Genomic DNA, 3,054 nt, shown 5'->3' on the forward strand with positions numbered 1-3,054 from the left:
AGTGAGAGGATGTCCCTCCCCATGAAGCTGCGCATGTTTCTCAACTCCTTGTTGTGGCGGAAGCCAACCAACTGGCTTCGGAACTCCGGACGATCAGTCCGCCTCGGCCTGGACCCCCACCTCCGACCCTAACCCTGCCGGGACAGGCGGCGGACGACGTGAAAGCAGAACGTGCCCGGCAGGAAGTAGCTTTGGCTGTGGTCCACGGCAGTACCCGACGGTGAGTACAGGTAGGCCTCCAGATGCAGCAGCACATCGCCGCGCTGGATGCGCAACTCTCGGGCCACGGCATGCGAGGCGGAGACGGCGCTGATCTCTGTGCGCGAGTAGTCCAGCGGCGGGGCCTTGCGCTCGAGGAACAGATCCAACACCGAACCCCCGAAATCTGCCCCGAGCTCGTGCGGCTGCAGCACAGCCGCCGGCACGCGATCGATCAGGAACGCTACTGGACGTCCCCCGGCGAGGATCCCGCGCGAAATCTCGGTCAATCCTTCGCCCGGTGCCAGCCCCATTTGTTCGCATTCGCCCGGATCGGGATCCGCCGGGCGCACGGAGAGCGAGCCCACCCGGACCTCCAGGCCGATGCGGGCTGCCATGCTGTCGATGCTCTCCAGCACCTCGAGCCCGCTCTCGAGCACCCGGGGCTTGCGGGTGACGACGGTCCCCACGCCCTGCCGGCGCACAATCCGGCCTTCTTCCTCGAAGGGACGCATGGCTTCGCGCAGCGTCGCCCGCGACACTCGCAGGTGCTTGGCCAGCTGAGGTTCGGACGGCAGGAAAGTGCCAGGAGCCGTGCTCTCCAGCAGCTGGCCCAAGGCCAGCTGCGTCCGCAGGTACTGATCGCTCTGCCGGGAGGAGACGGCGGGCTTGACGGCCATGGTGCGCTACTCCGCCTCCGCTGCGGGCTCGAGCATTGGGATGAAGGCGAACCGCTCAACGTCCACCAATCCCAGATCGGAAATGCGCAGCTCGGGGATGACGACCAGCCCCAGCAGGCTGAGCTGCATGTTGGCGTTGTTCATGGCGCAGCCGCAGGCCCTCAGGCCGTTGAGCACCGATTGCGCCTCGGCGGCGACGGTCTCCGCCGGCGCATCCGAAATCAGGCCGGCGATCGGGAGCTGAACCCGCCCCAGGATCTCGCCCTGGCGCACCACGATCTGGCCGCCTCCGCAGGCAGCCAGCTCGTTGGCGGCTCGGGCCATATCTTCGGGATCGGTGCCGACCACGATCAACTGGTGGCTATCGTGAACAACCGTCGAGGCGAAGGCGGCCTGGGAGGTAAACCCAATTCCGTGCACCAGGCCTAGCTGGATCCGCCCCGAGCCCTGGTGTCGGTCGATGACGGCCACCAGCGACAGGTCGCGCTCCCGATCCGGCAGCACCCGCCCATCCTGCGGCTCCAAGACGAACTCCAGGTGGCGAGTCGGCGCCTGGTTCTCGACCAGGCCGATGACATGCGCCCGCACGGATTTTCCGTGGGGAGCCCGCAGAACGAAGTCGTCGGCAATCAGCGGCCGCGCCAGCCTCACGGAACTGCGGGCAGCTGCAGGGTAAGCGAACGCCGGACGAGGAACCAGGATCCTGCCGTGCTCTGCGATCACCTGGCCGCGACCAAGCACGACCTCCGGCTTCAGCTGCCGCAGATCGCGCACCAGCAAGACATCGGCGAACCGGCCGGGAGCGATCTGCCCAACGTCACGCGCCACGCCAAAGTGCTCCGCTGTGTTCAGGGTCGCCATTTGGATGGCTACAATGGGATCGACGCCGTGTTGCATGGCAACCTGGACGGCCCGGTTGACGTGCCCCTCGCTGACCAGCGTCTCACAGTGACTGTCATCGGTCACCAGCAGGAAGTGCCGCGGGTCCAGGCCGGCCTTCGTGATCGCGGCCACCTGGGCCGCCACGTCATGCCAGGCCGACCCCTGGCGCAGCATGGCCTTCATCCCCTGGCGGACACGGGCCACGGCGTCTTCCGCCCGCGTGCCCTCGTGATCGTCCTCCGGGCCGCCGGCGACGTAGCCATGGAACGCCAGCCCGAGATCGGGCGAAGCATAGTGCCCGCCGATCACCTTTCCGGACTGCCGCGCCGACGCCATCTCGCGGTGCATCTTGGCATCGCCGCCGTAGACACCCGGGTAGTCCATGACTTCCCCGAGGCCGATCACACCGGGCCACGACAGGGCCTCGGCCACCTGCTCCGGGCCGAAGACCGCTCCCGGCGTCTCCAGCCCGGGCGCCGAAGGAACGCACGCCGGAACCTCAACCCAAACGTGGATCGGCTGCACGGCGGCCTCGTCGAACACCAACCGGACGCCTGCCAGGCCGAGGACGTTGGCGATTTCATGGGGGTCGATGAACATCCCGGTCGTTCCGTGGGGGATTACCGCTCGTGCGAACTCAGTCACGGTCAGCATGCCGGATTCGACATGCATATGGCCATCGAGCAAGCCCGGAACCAGGTAGCGGTCCTCGGCCTCAATGATCCGGGTTCCGGCGCCGATCGTGTGCCGGGCATCCGGCCCGACGAAGGCGATCCGGTCGCCGCTGACCGCCAGGTCGGTATGCTCCAAGATTTCGCCCGACTGCACGCACACCCAGCGCCCGGCGCGAATGACCACGTCCGCCGGCTGACGGCCCATCGCCACGTCCACGAGCCGCTGCGAGCGGGTCGCCAGCGCTTGAGTCATCTTCGCCTCCTTCCCGGGTGTGATCCGCCTACTCCCCCGCCACCAGGCGAAGGGCGGCACGATTGTGAGCCTCGATGACCGGGTCCAGGTCGAGCAATGTCAGCCGTCCATGCTCGACCACGGGCCGGCCGTGAACGAACGAGAAATCGACGTGGACCGGCGCGCACAGCACGCAAGCCGCCACCGGGTCATGCAGCCCCCCGGCAAACTCCAGCCGGTCGAGACGGATGGCGATCAGGTCAGCGCATTTGCCCACGGCCAGCGAGCCGATGTCGCTCCGTCCCAGGACGGCCGCCCCGCCGCGTGTCGCCATCTCGAGGACCTGGCGGGCGGTGATCAGGGATTGCGGGGGGTCCGCCGCCGGGCG

3 protein-coding genes are annotated in these 3,054 nt (G+C 67.8%); all 3 read right to left on the bottom strand.

What is annotated here, in order from left to right; all coding sequences use genetic code 11:
• Positions 1-128: 128 nt before the first annotated feature.
• The gene (locus tag MUO23_00305; protein ID MCJ7511391.1) at positions 129-878 is read right to left on the bottom strand and encodes a GntR family transcriptional regulator; all 750 of its coding nucleotides are present in this window, start codon (positions 876-878) and stop codon (positions 129-131) included.
• Positions 879-884: 6 nt separating this feature from the next.
• Positions 885-2,687, bottom strand: coding sequence for an adenine deaminase (locus tag MUO23_00310; GenBank protein ID MCJ7511392.1), 1,803 nt, complete (start codon positions 2,685-2,687; stop codon positions 885-887).
• Between the two features lie 28 nt (positions 2,688-2,715).
• A partial coding sequence (locus MUO23_00315) for an amidohydrolase family protein (GenBank protein MCJ7511393.1) occupies positions 2,716-3,054 on the bottom strand: 339 nt, incomplete at its 5' end.

This window comes from Anaerolineales bacterium (genome assembly GCA_022866145.1).
In the GTDB taxonomy this organism is placed as follows: Bacteria; Chloroflexota; Anaerolineae; order Anaerolineales; family E44-bin32; genus PFL42.